The organism is Nocardia sp. SSK8, from assembly GCF_037034205.1.
Taxonomy (GTDB): domain Bacteria; phylum Actinomycetota; class Actinomycetes; order Mycobacteriales; family Mycobacteriaceae; genus Nocardia.
The window spans coordinates 109650-124244 of record NZ_JBAGKD010000009.1 but is presented as its reverse complement, the minus strand read 5'-3'; the positions used below and the strand labels follow the sequence as shown (position 1 = coordinate 124244).

General features: G+C 69.0%; 14 protein-coding genes. 7 read left to right on the top strand and 7 right to left on the bottom strand.

From position 1 onward, the window contains the following. Positions 1–5: 5 nt before the first annotated feature. Entirely contained in the window at positions 6–605 is a 600-nt protein-coding gene (locus WA675_RS18405) for a Uma2 family endonuclease (RefSeq protein WP_336085922.1), read from the bottom strand. 165 nt (positions 606–770) lie between these two features. Next, the gene (locus WA675_RS18400; protein WP_336085822.1) at positions 771–1931 is read right to left on the bottom strand and encodes an NAD(P)/FAD-dependent oxidoreductase; all 1161 of its coding nucleotides are present in this window, start codon (positions 1929–1931) and stop codon (positions 771–773) included. Positions 1932–2012: 81 nt separating this feature from the next. Here WA675_RS18400 and WA675_RS18395 point away from each other — a divergent pair, with 81 nt between their 5' ends. Next, positions 2013–2597, top strand: a complete 585-nt coding sequence (locus WA675_RS18395; RefSeq protein WP_336085821.1) for a helix-turn-helix domain-containing protein — start codon at positions 2013–2015, stop codon at positions 2595–2597. On the opposite strand, the gene WA675_RS18390 is transcribed toward WA675_RS18395, so the two are convergent. Continuing rightward, positions 2598–3089, bottom strand: coding sequence for a hypothetical protein (locus WA675_RS18390; RefSeq protein WP_336085820.1), 492 nt, complete (start codon positions 3087–3089; stop codon positions 2598–2600). Between the two features lie 271 nt (positions 3090–3360). On the opposite strand from WA675_RS18390, the gene WA675_RS18385 reads away from it, so the two are divergent. Further along, complete coding sequence (locus WA675_RS18385; RefSeq protein ID WP_336085819.1) at positions 3361–4530, top strand: hypothetical protein; 1170 nt, start codon at positions 3361–3363, stop codon at positions 4528–4530. Between the two features lie 202 nt (positions 4531–4732). On the opposite strand, the gene WA675_RS18380 is transcribed toward WA675_RS18385, so the two are convergent. Next, entirely contained in the window at positions 4733–5353 is a 621-nt protein-coding gene (locus WA675_RS18380; protein ID WP_336085921.1) for a TetR/AcrR family transcriptional regulator, read from the bottom strand. 81 nt (positions 5354–5434) lie between these two features. Here WA675_RS18380 and WA675_RS18375 point away from each other — a divergent pair, with 81 nt between their 5' ends. The 4 genes from WA675_RS18375 (at position 5435) to WA675_RS18360 (ending at position 10662) form a co-directional block, all read left to right on the top strand. Beyond that, a complete protein-coding gene (locus WA675_RS18375) occupies positions 5435–6976 on the top strand; it encodes a flavin-containing monooxygenase (RefSeq protein WP_336085818.1) in 1542 nt (513 codons plus the stop codon). Further along, positions 6973–7806: an SDR family NAD(P)-dependent oxidoreductase gene (locus WA675_RS18370; protein WP_336085817.1), complete on the top strand. Its 834-nt coding sequence runs from the start codon at positions 6973–6975 to the stop codon at positions 7804–7806. Before WA675_RS18375 ends, WA675_RS18370 begins: the two co-directional genes overlap by 4 nt. Before the next feature lie 16 nt (positions 7807–7822). Continuing rightward, complete coding sequence (locus WA675_RS18365) at positions 7823–8776, top strand: alpha/beta hydrolase (RefSeq protein ID WP_336085816.1); 954 nt, start codon at positions 7823–7825, stop codon at positions 8774–8776. A gap of 92 nt (positions 8777–8868) precedes the next feature. Further along, positions 8869–10662, top strand: coding sequence for an AMP-dependent synthetase/ligase (locus tag WA675_RS18360; protein WP_336085815.1), 1794 nt, complete (start codon positions 8869–8871; stop codon positions 10660–10662). Positions 10663–10840: 178 nt separating this feature from the next. Here the strand turns inward: WA675_RS18360 and WA675_RS18355 are convergent, their stop codons facing one another. Beyond that, entirely contained in the window at positions 10841–11551 is a 711-nt protein-coding gene (locus WA675_RS18355) for a cutinase family protein (protein ID WP_336085814.1), read from the bottom strand. 275 nt (positions 11552–11826) lie between these two features. On the opposite strand from WA675_RS18355, the gene WA675_RS18350 reads away from it, so the two are divergent. Further along, the gene (locus WA675_RS18350) at positions 11827–12399 is read left to right on the top strand and encodes a Uma2 family endonuclease (RefSeq protein WP_336085813.1); all 573 of its coding nucleotides are present in this window, start codon (positions 11827–11829) and stop codon (positions 12397–12399) included. A gap of 41 nt (positions 12400–12440) precedes the next feature. Here WA675_RS18350 and WA675_RS18345 read toward each other — a convergent pair whose 3' ends face one another. Together WA675_RS18345 and WA675_RS18340 are read right to left on the bottom strand one after the other, a co-directional pair. Further along, positions 12441–13913: a DHA2 family efflux MFS transporter permease subunit gene (locus WA675_RS18345; RefSeq protein WP_336085812.1), complete on the bottom strand. Its 1473-nt coding sequence runs from the start codon at positions 13911–13913 to the stop codon at positions 12441–12443. Positions 13914–13943: 30 nt separating this feature from the next. Then, positions 13944–14588: a PadR family transcriptional regulator gene (locus tag WA675_RS18340; RefSeq protein WP_336085920.1), complete on the bottom strand. Its 645-nt coding sequence runs from the start codon at positions 14586–14588 to the stop codon at positions 13944–13946. Positions 14589–14595: the final 7 nt, after the last annotated feature.

The window sequence follows — 14595 nt, the reverse complement described above, 5'->3', positions numbered from 1 at the left end:
AGAGGTCAGTCGGCGGAGCCCTTGGGGTCGACCGCGCGGGCGAGGTCGAGGTCGAGCGGGAAGGGGAGGTCGACCTTCATGCGTCCGTGGTGGATGCCGGTGGTCGAGTACTTCCCTGTCGCCGGGTCGAGCTGGTAGGCGTAGACCACCGCGCGGCCGTCGACATTCTCGACGCGCCAGAAGTGTGGGATACCAGCTTCGGCGTAGAGCTGGGGCTTGCGGTGACGGTCGCGTTCGACGGAGTCCGGGGAGACGACCTCGATCGCGAGGACGACGTCCTCCGGACGGAACGTGGTCTGGTCGAGCCCGGTGAATGCCGCCGTGTCGACAACCATGACGTCGGGTTCAGGTCGCTGCCGCGCACCCAGCGTCACTGTCATCTCACGGATGACGGTGTACTCCCCGGGAATCTGCGCGAGCAGCTGCCACTCGAGGAATCGGATGAGGAGCAGGTGAAACATCATCTGCGGACTCACGAAAACCAAGCTCCCGTCGATCAACTGAGTGTGCGGCGGCAGTTCACTCAGATGGTCCAGGTCCTCGGCGAAATATCCCCCCGGTGGCGGGACCGGCCAGCTCAACGGGGCCCGTCCCCCCGGTGGCATCGGCTCCGCTGTCATCGGTTCCTCGCTCGTCGTACGGCGATCATCTGACACCGCCCAGTATGGCACACCGGCAGCGGCACCAAGTGGGCATTATCGCTGCTCAGACGCAGCGCGGCGGCTGGTCCGCGAGGCATGGACAGCGCCGTGGACCAGCCGCCGACGGGATCAGGAGAGCACGGCCGCCGAGGCTGCCCGGCGGGCGGCGACCGCGGCGGTGGTCTCGGTCATCACCAGTTCCGCGTTGATCTGCGCGCCCGCCATCGCACCCGCCGCCGCGGCCGCGCCGACCTGGGCGGACGGATCGGTGACATTGCCCGCGACCCAGACCCCGGGCACCGTGGTGCGGCCGACCGGGTCGGCGGGGAGGTGGTCACCGATACCGGCGGGGTGTGGTTGCGCGGGGAGGCCGAGGCCGGTGAGGAAATCGGCGCGGATGCTCGCGCGCGGCGCCACGACCAGGGCGTCGCGGTCGAGGACCGTGCCGTCGGCCAGCCGGACTCCGGCGAGCCGGTCGCCCGTCGACCGAACTTCGACGACCTCGCCATCGACGATCCGGATACCGCGCGCGGTCAGCTTCTCGGCATCCTCCTCAGCGGGCGCGGACGCGGTGTGGGTCAGGAACACCACGTCATCGCTGAGCTGACTGAACAGCAGCGCCTGGTGTACCGACATCGGACCGCTCGCCAGCACGGCGATGCGCCGGTCCCGCACCTCCCAGCCGTGGCAATACGGGCAGTGCAGGACATCGTGCCCCCAGTGCTCGCGCAGCCCGGGAATCTCGGGGAGCACATCGGTCAGACCGGTGGTCACCAACACGCGCCGCGCCCGCACGGTCCGCCCATCGGCGAGCGACACCCGAAATACGTAGGAATCCCCCACTCCGGCAAGCACACCCGCACCACGGCGATCCACCGCGTCAGCGAGACCTGCCGCCTCGACACGATCGGCCACCACAACGCGATCCACCGCGCCATCACGACCCGCCGCGTCGGTGCGACCTGCCACGGCAGAGCCCAGCGACTCGACACCGTCCAGCGGTTCGGCTGGGATGACCTGGCCGTCTCCGTCGATCCGATCGACCCCGACGACCACCCCGTCCACGATCTCCCCGCCGTACCCGACAACCTCGGCCCGCCCTTGCGCGACCAGTTCCCGAGGCGGCGTTCCGTCCCGGGCCAGCAGCCCGTGCACCCCGTCGGCGGGCGCGTTGCGCGGCGACCCCGCGTCGATCACCACCACCGAGCGCCGCGAGCGCGCCAGCATCAATGCCCCGCTCAGCCCGGCGGCGCCGCCGCCGATGACCACCACGTCATACGAATCGTTCATCTCGACCTCCTTCGCCGACCACGGTGCACCCGGCACCACCGAACCGGCAAGGTTGTTTGCCGCTATGGCAAACTGGAGGGCATGGACGACCTCGAACAGACCCTCGACTCGGTCGGCCCCCGGCTGCGCGCCCTGCGCAAGCAGCGCCGCACCACCCTGGCCGATCTGTCCCAGGAGACCGGGATCTCGGTGAGCACCCTGTCGCGCCTGGAGTCCGGCGACCGCAAACCCACCCTCGAACTGCTACTCCCGCTGGCCAAGGCGCACGGGGTGACCCTGGACGAACTCGTCGACGCCCCCGCCACCGGCGATCCGCGCATCCACCTGCGCCCGATCACCCGCCACGGCATGACCATGCTCCCGCTGACCAAGCGCGCGGGCGGCATCCAGGCGTTCAAGATGATCATCGCCCCGGGTGCCCGCGACCGCCCCGACACCCCGCAGGTGCACGAGGGCTACGAGTGGCTCTATGTGCTCAACGGCCGCCTGCGCCTGATCCTCGGCGACAACGACATCGTGCTCACTCCCGGCGAGGCCGCCGAATTCGACACCCATGTGCCGCACTGGTTCGGCGCCGCCGACGACCAGCCCGTCGAATTCCTCAGCCTCTTCGGCAAACAGGGCGAGCGCGCCCATCTGCGCGCCCGCCCCCGGGGTTCCGACTGATCAGCCGAGCGTGAAGCTCGCCCGGCCGGAGATGTGCTCGAGCTCCTGATGCTGCGGCAGGGTCTCGTCGGTGGTGACGATCCACGCTTCGATATCGCCCGCGCCCGGACCCATACCCATACCGGTCATCACGCCGTCGGGCAGGCCGACGAGCGCGCCGTTCTCGACGCGGTGCGACTGTCCGTCGGTGTAGCCGGTGTCGAGGTTCCGAAAACGCACCGCGATGCGGTAGGACTGGCAGAAGTCGCCGGTCTGGGTGATCTCCACCTTCACGCCGAACTGGCCGGACTGCGGCTGCGGCACCGTCCGGGCATTGATGATCGCCGCGCAATTCGCGCCGGGCGTCCGGCTGAGCGTGGGGGTGAACTGGACGACCGGATCACTGGGGATCGCGGTGGCCGGGCCGGTGAGGCCGATCAGAGCGGCCGCGGCCGCCAGGGTGGCGACGCCGACACGACGGGGAAGCGAGGACTTGCTGTTCGGGAGAGTCATGTTTCGTACTTCGCACCCTTCCGTGCAGCCGTTAACCACCGTAACCGTCTCGATTCGGTATACGAATCACCAAGGGGCACAACAGTTTTGAGGTCTTGCCGGGTGTGGAAAGACGTGCTCGCCCCGTGCCCGTATGTCGTGCGCGGGGCCCGGTCCGTTAGCCGGGACAACGGTCTCGATCCCGCAACGCGCCCGCCCGGCCGGGGGCGGCGGCGATCATCGCGCGCGGTCGTATTCTGAGCCCATCCAGCACTTCCGCCGAGGAGGGCCGATGGACGCGCAGCACACCCCGAGGGCGAGCCGGTTCCGGTTCACCGTCACCGTCGTGCTCCTGCTGCTCACCGGCCTGCTGGTGCTCGCCGGGGTCGCGGCCCGCTACGTGCACTCGGATCTGCTCGACACCGACCGCTACGTCGCCATCGTGGCCCCGCTGGCCACCGAACCGGCCATCCAGGACACGGTGACCGACCAGGTCAGCGCCGCGATCCTGACCCGCCTCGACGACACCGCCCTGGCCGACGACCTCGCCGCCGCGCTCACCGATGACGAGACCGCCGCCGACTCACCCCGCCTGCGGGCCGCCCTGCGCGCCCTGCCCGCCCTGGTGCGCGCCGAACTCGACAACCTGGTGCGCGAGACCACCGAATCGGTGGTGCGCAGCGAGCGCTTCGCCGAACTGTGGACCTCGGCCAATCGTGGCGCGCACACCGCGGTGAGTGGGGTGCTCACCGGGTCCGGCCCGCTCGAGGTCGACGAGGACGGCACCGTGCGCGTCCCGCTCGACCAGGTGGTGGACGCGGTGCGGCAGCGGCTGAGCGAGCGCGGGGTGGAGGTCCCCGAATCGCGCACGGCGCACGCGGAAGTGGTCGTCTTCCAGGACGAACGGGTCGCGCAGGCCCAGCGCGCGACCCGACTGCTCGACCGGGCCGCCACCGCCCTGCCGGTGCTCGCGCTGCTGCTGGCCGTGGCCGCGATCGCGATCGCCCCGCCGGGCACCCGCCGCCGCGCGGTCGCCCTGCACGGCGCCATCCTGATCGCCGCCATGGCGCTGCTCGCGGTGGCGCTCGCGCTCGGCCGCCACTTCTATCTCTCCGCGGTGCCGCTGAGCCCCGAGGTCGCGCGCCTGCTGTTCGACACCGTCACCGATCCGGTGCGCGGCAAGCTGCGCGCGGTCGCCGCCTACGGAGCCGTCCTGGTGCTGTTCACGCTGCTGATGGGGCCGTCGCGACCGGCGCGGGCGGTACGGGCGCGCATCGCGGCAGGCTGGGCGGCCGCGGGCCGCCGACCGGGCATGGCGAGCTGGGCCGTCGTGGGCCTGGCGGCGCTGGTCCTGGTCTTCTGGAACTCGCCGTCGATCACGGTGCTCGTGGTGGTCGCAGTGGCCGCCTGCGTGGGCGTACTGACAATCCAGCTACTGGCCCGCCGAGCAGCGACGCGCTGATCCCCAAGCTGCGGCACGGCGCCCGGGGCACGTGCTCAGCGGCAACTGAGCGCTCGGCTCAGCGGCGGCCCACGCTGACACTCGCCGCCGCGGGCGCCGTGCGGTCGGTCGGCTTCGTCGCCAGGTCCGCATACACCGCGCGGCATCGGAGCGGCGATCAGTACCGACGATTCAGCGCTCAGCGACAATCCGCGCCGACACCTCAGCTCTGTAGCGCCGCGATCAGCGCCGGGCTCAAGGCCAGCGCGGGCAGCGATTCCACCAGCAGGTCCACCAACTGCTCACGGCTGACCGGCTTTTCGAGCATCCAGGTCAGAATCGTTTCCTCGACGAAGGCGATCCAGCCGCGAATGGCGAGGGTGAGCCGGGCCAGATCCGGATCGGTCGGGGGCAGCGGTAGTTCGCTGACGATGAGGTCGGCGATGGTGGCGCGGGTGCTGTCGACGTAGCCCGACATCTCCGGGGTGATGCTGGCCGGGCCGCGCAGTACCGAGCGATACGACGCCGAGTGCTCGGTGACGTAGTCGACGAAGCGCTCGATCGAGTCGCGCAGCATGTCGAACAGCGACAGCTCCCGGTTCGGGGCGATCGCGGTGTAGAACTCCTCGATCACGTGCCGGGCGATGGCCTCGTGGAATTCCTGCTTGGACGCGAAGTAGTGGAACAGCAGCCCGCGCGAGATGCCCGCCTGCTTGGCGATGTCGTCGACCGAGATGTCCTCGAGCGAGCGCCCTGCCAGCATCTCGGCGCCGAGGGTGATCAGCTGCAGCCGACGTTCCTCGGGGCTGAGCCGGATGCGCTTGGTCTCGCCGGTAGTCCTCATGGTCACGCGCCCATCGTAGCGCTACTGAACTTCATTCAATAGCTGTTGACTCCGGCTCAATAAGACCGTAGTCTGCTGTACATGAGTCGCAAGGTTACAGACAAAGTCGTCGACCGCAGCGCTGCCCGCCACATCAAGACGATCATCGTCGGCAGCGGGTTCGCGGGCCTCGGCATGGCCATCCGCCTGCGTCAGCAGGGTCGCGAGGATTTCCTGGTGCTCGAGCGCGGCAGCGATGTCGGCGGCACCTGGCGCGACAACACCTACCCCGGCGCCGCCTGCGACGTGCCCTCACACCTGTACTCGTACTCCTTCGCACTGAACCCGGACTGGTCGCGCTCGTTCTCCAAGCAGGGCGAGATCCAGGCCTACATCCGCACCGTCGCGGAGCAGAACAATGTGCTGGACAAGCACCTGTTCGACTGCGATGTGCTCGGCATGCGATGGAACGCCGAGACCGCGCGCTGGGACATCACCACCAGCAAGGGCGATTTCACCGCCGACACCGTCGTCTCCGCGGTGGGCGCGCTCTGTGAGCCCTCGCTCCCGGATATCAAGGGCATCAACGACTTCTCCGGCGACATCTTCCACTCGGCCCGCTGGGATCACGATGTCGACCTGACCGGCAAGCGCGTCGCCGTGATCGGCACCGGCGCCTCGGCCATCCAGATCGTGCCCGCCATCGCGGGCAAGGTCGCCCACCTCGACCTCTACCAGCGCACCGCGCCGTGGCTGCTGCCGCGCATGGACCGCCCCTACCTGCTGCCCGAGCGCCTGGCGTTCAAGTACATCCCGGGCGTGCAGCGCCTGTCCCGCGCGGCCATCTACGCCGCCCGCGAGACCCAGGTCGTCGGCCTGGCCAAGTACCCCGCGCTGATGAAGATCTTCGAGACCATCTCGCGCGCCAAGCTGCTCGCCGAGGTCCGCAACCCGGTCAAGCGCGCGCTGGTCACCCCGGACTACCGCATCGGCTGCAAGCGCATGCTGATCTCCAACGAGTACTACCCGGCCATCGACCGCGACAATGTCGAGGTCGTCACCAACGGTATCGCCGAGGTGAAGGCGGGCTCGATCGTCACCAAGGACGGCACCGAGCGCGAGATCGACGCGCTGATCGTGGCCACCGGCTTCCACGTCACCGACTCGCCCGCCTTCGAGGGCATCATCGGGAAGACCGGGCAGACCCTGGCCGAGCAGTTCGACGAGGTCGGCCAGCGCGGCTACAAGGGCTCGGCCATCGAGAACTTCCCGAACATGTTCTTCCTGCTCGGCCCGAACGTGGGCCTTGGCCACACCTCGATGGTGTACATGATCGAATCGCAGATCAACTACGTGGCCGACGCCCTGGCCACCATCGACAACAAGGCACTGAAGACCGTCGAGGTCAGCCCCGAGGCCGTGCGCGTGTACAACGCCGAGCTGCAGGACAAGATGGCCGACAGCGTCTGGATGAACGGCGGCTGCGCCAGCTGGTACCTGGACAAGCACGGCAACAACACCACATTGTGGCCGGACTTCACCTTCCAGTTCCGTAGGCTGACCAAGAACTTCGACGTCGCGGCCTACAACACGACTTCCTCGATCGACACCGACACCGAACTGAAAGTGGTGGCAGCACAGTGAGCAAAGATGCTTACTTCACGAACAAGGTCTGTGTGATCACCGGTGCCGGGTCCGGCATCGGCCGCGCGCTGGCCGAGAACCTGGCCCGCCGGGGCGCCAAGCTGGCGCTGTCCGACATCGACGCCGAGGGCCTGGCCGAGACCGTGCGCCTGGCCGAGGCGCTGGGCGCGCAGGTCAAGGCCGACCGGCTCAATGTCGCCGAGCGCGAGGCGTTCCTGCTCTACGCCGACTCGGTGAAGGCGCACTTCGGCGTCGTGCACCAGATCTACAACAACGCCGGTATCGCCTACCACGGTGACGTGGTCAAGACCGACTTCAAAGACATCGAACGCATCATGGATGTCGATTTCTGGGGCGTCGTCAACGGCACCAAGGCGTTCCTGCCGATGCTGATCGACTCCGGCGACGGTCACGTCGTCAACGTCTCCAGCCTGTTCGGCCTGGTCACCGTGCCCGGCCAGGCGGCCTACAACTCGGCCAAGTTCGCCGTGCGCGGCTTCACCGAGGCGCTCTACCAGGAGATGAAGATCTCCAAGGCGCCGGTCAAGGTGACCTGCGTGCACCCCGGCGGCATCAAGACCGCGGTGGCCCGCAACGCCACCTACGCCGAGGGCATCGACGGCGCCAACACCGCCTCGCTGTTCGACAAGTACCTGGCGATCCACAGCCCGGAGATGGCCGCGCAGACCATCACCGAGGGTGTGCGCAAGGGTCACGCGCGCGTGCTGATCGGCTGGGAGGCGAAGGTGCTCGACGTGAGCGTGCGCTTCCTGGCCTCGGGCTACAACCGGATCTCGGCCGTGGTCAACGGCCGCTTCATGCCGCACTGACCTCAGGACAACGCCCATGCGCGAGTTCAAGATTCCGCTGCCGATCGTGCGCGCGGTGCTCGACCCGGTCTTCCGGGTGACCCTGCACGCCCGCCTGCCGATCGCGGCGCAACGCGCTCTGCTCGACGCGGTCTCCCTGCTGCAGCCGGTGCCGGACGGTTCGATCGTCCAGCGCCTGCGGCTGGGGGGCCGCCCGGCCGAGCGGGTCATCGCTGAGACCGCGATTCCGGGTTCGCGTACCCACGCGGTCCCGCCGGAGCGCGCCGCGGGCGCGATCCTGTACCTGCACGGCGGCGGCTACGTGGTCGGTTCGCTGGCCACGCACCGCTCGCTGGTGGCCCAGCTGGCCAGGGAGAGCGCCTGCGCGGTGTACTCGCTGGACTACCGGCTGGCCCCCGAGCACCCGTTCCCGGCCGGCCTCGACGACGCCGAGGCCGCGTTCCTCGACCTGGTCGAGAACGTCGGCTACCGGCCCGAGCAGATCTGTGTGGCGGGTGACTCGGCCGGTGGCGGCCTGGCGCTGGCGCTGGCGCAGCGACTGCTGGCCCGGCACGGCATCGCGCCTGCCGCGCTGGGCCTGATCGCACCCTGGGTCGACCCGACCCAGGTGCCCTCCCGCGACCGCGACCTGGTGATCAACCGGGCGTGGTCGCAGGCGTGCGCCGCCCACTATCTGGGCGACGCCGCCGTCACCGAGGCGGGCTACGCGCCCCTGCTCGGTGAGCTGATCGGCCTGCCTCCCACCTACGTGCAGGTCGATGTGAGCGAACTGTTACACGATCAGTGCCAACAGCTGGTTTCGGCCCTGCGCGGGGCCGGTGTGCACGTCCGCTTCAGCGAAACCCGTGGCCTGTGGCATGTCGCGCAACTGCAGGCCGCGCTGGTCACCGAGGCCGCGCAGGCACTCAGCGAACTCGCAGAGTTCCTGCGAGAAGCAATTCAGCCGGTATCGATAGACGATTTACGATAAAGCCTGGTGACGGGCAATTCGGGCGGCGATATCGCGACCCGGCCGAGAGTGTCGTAGATTACTGGCGAGTAGAACCCACTGGAAGGGCACAGATGCGAGAGTTCGAAGTTCCGGCTTCCTACACCATCCCGGACGATGCGAACAATTCCGACAACGTCTTCCGCTTCGCCGAGGAGACGCCGAACACGGTCTTGTTCAACGTCCCGAACGGCAGCGGCGGCTGGAACGACGTCACGGCGGCACAGTTCGAGCGGGCCGTCACCGGCGTGGCCAAGGGCCTGATCGCCGCGGGCATCGAGCTGGGCGACCGGGTCGCCATCATGGCCGCCACCCGGTACGAGTGGACGCTGCTCGACTTCGCGATCTGGGCCGCCGGTGGCGTGACCGTCGCGATCTACGACAGCTCGGCCGCCGAGCAGGCCAAGTGGATCCTGCAGGACTCCGAGACCAAGCTGCTCGTCGTCGAGAACGACAAGCACCGCGGCACCATCGACGAGATCGAGGCCGGAGCGCTGCCCGCACTGGCCGAGACCCTGCAGATCGACAAGGGCGCGGTCGAGGAGCTCACCAAGCGTGGCGCCGACCTCGACGACGCGGTCGTGCACGAGCGCCGCAAGCAGGTCGGCGCGGCCTCCCCCGCCACCCTGATCTACACCTCGGGCACCACCGGCCGCCCCAAGGGCGTGCAGCTGACCCACGCGAACCTCTACGCGGAGTCGCGTTCGGGCCAGGTCGCCCTCGGTGACTTCGTCAAGCCGGGTCAGAAGACCCTGCTGTTCCTGCCGCTGGCGCACGTGTTCGCCCGCGCGGTCGCGCTGATCGCCTTCGACTCGCAGGTGCTCATCCGCCACTCCTCGGACTGGACCACCCTGGTCGAGCAGTTCGGCGAGTTCCAGCCGAACTTCATCCTCTCGGTGCCGCGCGTGTTCGAGAAGGTCTTCAACTCGGCCAAGCAGAAGGCGCACGACGGCGGCAAGGGCAAGATCTTCGACGCCGCGGCCGAGACCGCCATCGCCTACAGCGAGGCGCTGGAGAAGGGCGGCCCCGACCTGCTGCTCAAGCTCAAGCACTTCGTCTTCGACAAGCTCGTCTACAGCAAGCTGCGCGCGGCCCTGGGTGGCGAGTGCATCGCCGCCGTCTCCGGTGGCGGCCCGCTGGGCGCGCGCCTCGGCCACTTCTTCCGCGGCGCAGGGGTGACGATCTACGAAGGCTACGGCCTGACCGAGACCACCGCCGCGTTCACGGTGAACACCAAGAACCAGATCCGGGTCGGCTCGGTCGGCCGCCCGATCGAAGGCCACGCGGCCAAGATCGCCGAGGACGGCGAGCTGCTGCTCAAGGGTGGCGTGGTGTTCGACGGCTACTGGGGCAACGCCGAGGCCACCGAGGAAGCCTTCGTCGACGGCTGGTTCAAGACCGGCGACCTGGGCGCCATCGACGCCGACGGCTTCGTCACCATCACCGGCCGCAAGAAGGAAATCCTGGTCACCGCGGGCGGCAAGAACGTCTCCCCCGCCGTGCTCGAGGACTCCCTGCGCGCGCACCCGCTGATCAGCCAGGTCATGGTCGTCGGTGACGGGCAGCCGTTCATCGGCGCCCTGATCACCCTGGACCCGGAGGCCCTGCCGGGCTGGAAGGACCGCAACGGCGTCGCCGCCGACACCGCGATCGAGTCGCTGATCGAGAACCCGGCGCTGGTCGCCGAGGTGCAGGCGGCGGTCGACGAGACCAACAAGAAGGTCTCCAAGGCCGAGGCGATCAAGAAGATCCGCATCCTCCCGGTCGACTGGACCCAGGAGGGTGGCGAGCTCACCCCGAAGATGTCGCTCAAGCGCGCCGTCGTCATGAAGCAGTACGCGAGCGAAGTCGACAAGATCTACTCGTGACATTTGCGGCTGGCGCCGCGGGGTTCTCGGCCCCTGGGGCCTCGCGCCCGAGAAGCGATACTTCGGCTTCGCCGTTACGTCTCGCTCCTCGGGCGCGAGGCGGCCGAGAACCCGTGTTGGTTGGGTTGTGAACGAACGGCCGGTTGCGCAGTGTATGCGCGACCGGCCGTTTGGTGTTTCAGTAGCGCTTGGCGGCGAATTCCGCTGCGGTGAGGGTCATTCCATTGACGGCGTAGAGGGTGTGGACGGCGTTGGGCTGGGCCAGTGGGGAGCCGTCGCAGATGTTGTCGGCGGGGATGCACAGGTCGATGGTCTTGGCGGCGTAGGGGGCGCCGACGGTGATGACGGGGGCGCCCGCGTCGGTGAGGAAGCGCTCGGAGGGTTTGCCGAACAGGGCGACCGCGGCGATGTGGTCGGCGATCTCGGGGGCCAGCGGCTCGGGCAGGTCGGCGTGGTATTCGGCGGGGACGCCCGCGGGGACGCCGGTGCCGAGGGCGAAGCCCGCCACCGCCGCGCCCTGGGAGTAGCCGCCCAGCACGATGCGGGTGCCGGGGCAGTTCGCGGCGATCTCCTCGACGCGGCGCTGGGTGTCCTCGATGCCGCGCACGACGGTGCGGGCGAAGGCGAGCCGGTCGGTGAAATCGCCGCTGGCGGGGTAGTTCACCCCGTACGCGCCGACCGTGCGGCCGCCGGAGTTCAGGCGCACCGCCTCGACGAACGAGGTGCCGGTGAGACCGAGTTCGCCGCCGGGCTCGGCGGTGCCGCGGGCGAAGACCACCTCGATCTCGGCGCAGGGGGCCGCTGTGGCCTGCGCGGTAGGCGTTACCAGCGGAATCGCGGCGGTCAGGAGAGCTGCGGCCACGAATCGGGGAAGCGTGCGAGCTGTCATGCGGGGCAGACTACCGACCGTGGCGGTCCTGTCCGTCCGCGACGCGACTGTGCGAATCCGCCGCAGGCCCGCGGGCCCCTCGCGCCGACTTCGCGGCCGGGCTTCACGATCGCGGGCGCCCCCACCATCGGGGTGCGGTAGCGCAGGTTCCGGAAGTGGCCTGCCACTTTCCTGGCAAGATAGGGCATGTTCGTGCACAAGTTCAGCACAACCTAGGAGCCCGAGTGTCCGCCATCTTCGACTGGGCGACCAGCGACAACCTGCAGCCGGAGCCGGTGACCCTGGAGATCTGGCGTGAACTCCCGGAGGACTACTGCCGCCAGGTCGAAGTCGTCAATGGCGATATCGTTCGCGCCGAAGCACCGAACCGCGCGCATCAGAAGACAGGACGGCGAATCGCCGACCTGTTGGAAGCCGCGGCCGAGGCCCACGTCAGCCAGAACGGCGGCTGCCTGGATGTCGATACGGACTTCGACGTTGTGCTGTGGGAATTCCCCCGGGCGACGATCCGCCGACCCGATGTCGCGCTGTTCGACTGCGCACCGAATGACCTGCGCCCGCTGCCCGCGTCGCTGGTGAAGATCGCGGTCGAGGTTGTCTCCCCTGGCACCGAAAAGGTCGACATCGCGGATAAGAAGACGGAGTACGCCCTCGCGGGGATCCCGTGGTACTGGCTGGTGTGGGTCACCGACGACAGCGTCAGCATGATCAAGATCTTCGTACTCGATCACGTACTCGGCCAGTACGTGCCTCATCTCGAACTTCAGCCCGCGGAGGGCGAGACGATCGTCGAGTCGCTGGTGCGCTGCCGGATCGACTGGCAGCGGCTGAGCGATCTGGTGCGGTGACGGCCCGCCCGCCGCACCGTGTGTGGCGGGCGGGCCGGGGATCAGACTCCGGCGTCGGCTTTCGCGAGTTCGGGATTGGTGGCCACCGACTCGGTATGGCCGACGAACAGGGCCGAGGCGACGACGCCGATGAGCAGAATGGCGGCGGGCAGGATCATCGACTGGCCCAGCGAGGTGCTGAACTCGTCGAGGATCTGGGGCGGGAGCGGGCCGGTGGCCGCGCCCTCGCCGACCGGGCCGCCGCCGCCGAGACCGTTGGCGGTGAGCCGGGCCGCGATCAGCGCGCTGATCGCCGCGCTGCCGAGTACCGAACCGACCTGGCGAGTGGTGTTGTAGACGCCCGCGCCCGCACCGGCCTGGGCGACCGGCAGATTGTGCGTGGCGACCGAGGCCAGCGGCGCCCAGATGCAGGCATTGGCGAAGCCCGCCAGGGTGGCCGCGAGCAGGAACCAGACGATCGAGGAGTCCGGTCGCATGAGCGCGGCGAAGGCGAACACCGAGGCCGCGAACAGGGTGAAGCCGATGGTCGGCACCAGCCGCGGCGGCAGCTTGTCGGAGATGCGGCCGATGAACGGCGCGGTGAAACCGGTGGCCAGCGCCATCGGGGCGAAGACCAGCGCCGAGGTGGTCGGCGACATCTCGCGCACCGCCTGCAGATAGAAGTACGAGGGCACCATCAGCGAGGTGACCGCCGCGCCCATGGCCGCGATCGCCAGGTTCGACAGCGCGAAATTGCGGTCCCGGAACAGGCTCAGCGGCACCAGCGGTTCGCCGGTGTTGCGGGCCTGGTTGAGCACGAACACCACCAGCATGACCACGCCGAAGCCGATGAGCAGCCAGATCCGCAGCGACCAGTCCTGCGAGTTGCCCTCCTGGATGCCGAACACCAGCGCCAGCATGCCGACGCCGCTGAGCACCACGCCGACGATGTCGAACTTGTGCTCGCTGGTGGGCAGCGCGGGCACCAGCCACACGGCCAGCGCGAACGCGACGATGCCGACCGGCACATTGACGAAGAAGATCCACTCCCAGCCCAGATTGTCGACCAGCACGCCACCGAGGATCGGGCCGACCAGCGTCGCGAGCCCGGCCACGCCGCCCCACAGGCCCATGGCCGCGCCGCGCTTGTCCGGCGGGAACGTACGGGTGATCACGGCCATGGTCTGCGGCGTCATCAGCGCCGCGCCGATGCCCTGGGCCGCGCGCGCCGCGATCAGCATGCCGATGCTGCCCGACAGACCACACCACAGCGACGCGCCGGTGAAGACCGCCAGGCCGATCAGGTAGATGTTCTTCGGACCGAACCGGTCGCCGAGGCGGCCGGTGACCAGCAGCGGCACCGCGTAGGTGAGCAGGTAGGCGCTGGTGACCCAGATGACATTGGAGATGTCGGTGTCGAGCTCGGTCATGATCGCCGGATTGGCGACCGCGACGATCGTCATGTCCAGCAGGATCATGAAGAACCCGACCACCAGCGCGAACAGCGCCAGCCAGGGGTTTCGTCGGTCTGTCATCGCAGTGGTTCCTATCGAAAGATGAACTGGTCAGCCGTGGGCGGGACTACCCGCCCAGCGCGGCCGGGGCGGGCCGGGTTCTCGTCCCGGCCAGTCGTTTTCGGTGCCCGCGTCGACGATGACGCGCGCACCGGTCGCCGGATCGAACTCCTCCCACTCGATAGCGCCGCCACCGAGCTCGGCGGCGAAGCCTTCGATCCAGGTGAGTTCGGCGCGCAGGGTGGCGTGCATGTATTCCAGGACCACGCAGTACCGGCGGGGCATGGCGCGCTCGCGGGTCCAGTCCAGCAGCATCTCGATATCGGCGAGTTCGTGCCCGAGGCGCGCGACCCGTTCGCCGAGCAGGGCGACGACCTCCTCGCGCGGCAGACTGTGCGCCTCGGCCAGCGCCAGCCGGAAGATCGGATACTCGCGCACCGGGGTGCTCAGCAGTTCGGCGATGCGCCCACGCAGCGCGGTGCGCCCGGAATCGGTGATCCGGTAGGTCGTGCGCTCGGGCCGGTTCCCCGCCCGATCCGTCCCCTCCGCCGCGACCATCTCCTCATCGGCCAGCCGCGCCACCGCGTGATACAGCGACCCCGGCCGCACCTTGACCAGCAGATCCTCCCGCCGCGCCACCAGCAGCTGATACATCTCATACGGATGCATAGGCCGCTCATCCAGCAACGCGAGCACCGCGATC

Coding starts and splice junctions, on each gene's coding strand:
- WA675_RS18365 (WP_336085816.1), top strand. CDS start 7,823: ATGCGCGAGTTCAAGATTCCGCTGCCGATCGTGCGCGCGGTGCTCGAC.
- WA675_RS18375 (WP_336085818.1), top strand. CDS start 5,435: ATGAGTCGCAAGGTTACAGACAAAGTCGTCGACCGCAGCGCTGCCCGC.
- WA675_RS18390 (WP_336085820.1), bottom strand. CDS start 3,089: ATGACTCTCCCGAACAGCAAGTCCTCGCTTCCCCGTCGTGTCGGCGTC.
- WA675_RS18400 (WP_336085822.1), bottom strand. CDS start 1,931: ATGAACGATTCGTATGACGTGGTGGTCATCGGCGGCGGCGCCGCCGGG.
- WA675_RS18385 (WP_336085819.1), top strand. CDS start 3,361: ATGGACGCGCAGCACACCCCGAGGGCGAGCCGGTTCCGGTTCACCGTC.
- WA675_RS18395 (WP_336085821.1), top strand. CDS start 2,013: ATGGACGACCTCGAACAGACCCTCGACTCGGTCGGCCCCCGGCTGCGC.
- WA675_RS18345 (WP_336085812.1), bottom strand. CDS start 13,913: ATGACAGACCGACGAAACCCCTGGCTGGCGCTGTTCGCGCTGGTGGTC.
- WA675_RS18380 (WP_336085921.1), bottom strand. CDS start 5,353: ATGAGGACTACCGGCGAGACCAAGCGCATCCGGCTCAGCCCCGAGGAA.
- WA675_RS18360 (WP_336085815.1), top strand. CDS start 8,869: ATGCGAGAGTTCGAAGTTCCGGCTTCCTACACCATCCCGGACGATGCG.
- WA675_RS18355 (WP_336085814.1), bottom strand. CDS start 11,551: ATGACAGCTCGCACGCTTCCCCGATTCGTGGCCGCAGCTCTCCTGACC.
- WA675_RS18405 (WP_336085922.1), bottom strand. CDS start 605: ATGCCACCGGGGGGACGGGCCCCGTTGAGCTGGCCGGTCCCGCCACCG.